Below are 1,028 nucleotides of genomic sequence, written 5' to 3'. Positions count from 1 at the left end.
CCTTCACGGATTGCGAAACGCAGACCGTCGTCCATCGCGATTGGGTGGATCAGAGTCACAACCATCTTGATGTTGTCGCCTGGCATTACCATCTCTACGCCTTCTGGCAGTTCGATGGTACCGGTCACGTCAGTTGTACGGAAGTAGAACTGTGGACGGTAGCCTTTGAAGAACGGAGTATGACGGCCGCCTTCGTCTTTAGACAGGATGTACACTTCAGATTCGAACTTGGTGTGTGGCTTGATTGAGCCTGGCTTCGCCAGAACCTGACCACGTTCGATTTCTTCACGTTTGATACCACGCAGCAGAACACCAACGTTCTCACCAGCACGGCCTTCGTCCAGCAGTTTGCGGAACATTTCAACGCCAGTACAGGTAGACTTCGCAGTCTCTTTGATACCAACGATTTCAACTTCTTCACCAACTTTGATGATACCGCGCTCTACACGACCGGTAACAACGGTACCACGACCGGAGATGGAGAATACGTCTTCAATTGGCAGCAGGAATGGCTTGTCAATCGCACGCTCTGGTTCTGGGATGTAAGAATCCAGGTAGCCAGCCAGTTCGATGATTTTCTCTTCCCACTCTGCGTCGCCTTCCAGCGCTTTCAGCGCGGAACCACGAACGATTGGGGTATCGTCGCCTGGGAAATCGTACTGAGACAGCAGTTCACGAACTTCCATCTCTACCAGTTCCAGCAGCTCTTCGTCATCAACCATGTCGCATTTGTTCAGGAACACGATGATGTAAGGAACGCCTACCTGACGACCCAGCAGGATGTGCTCACGAGTCTGAGGCATTGGGCCGTCAGTCGCAGCTACTACCAGGATCGCGCCGTCCATCTGCGCAGCACCGGTGATCATGTTTTTAACATAGTCGGCGTGGCCTGGGCAGTCTACGTGTGCGTAGTGGCGAGTCGGGGTGTCATACTCAACGTGAGAGGTGTTGATGGTGATACCACGAGCTTTTTCTTCTGGTGCGTTATCGATCTGGTCGAATGCACGAGCAGAACCACCGTAGGTTTT

The 1,028-nt window shown here is 52.6% G+C and carries 1 protein-coding gene; it reads right to left on the bottom strand.

Annotated features, from left to right (window positions below; all coding sequences use genetic code 11):
- Positions 1–1,028: elongation factor Tu (gene tuf / locus HX884_RS26615; RefSeq protein ID WP_178329047.1), on the bottom strand; the 1,028-nt coding region annotated here is incomplete at both ends.

It is taken from the genome of Enterobacter sp. SECR19-1250 (assembly GCF_013391025.1).
Classification (GTDB): domain Bacteria; phylum Pseudomonadota; class Gammaproteobacteria; order Enterobacterales; family Enterobacteriaceae; genus Enterobacter; species Enterobacter cloacae.
This window is presented reverse-complemented; position numbering and strand designations above follow the sequence as displayed.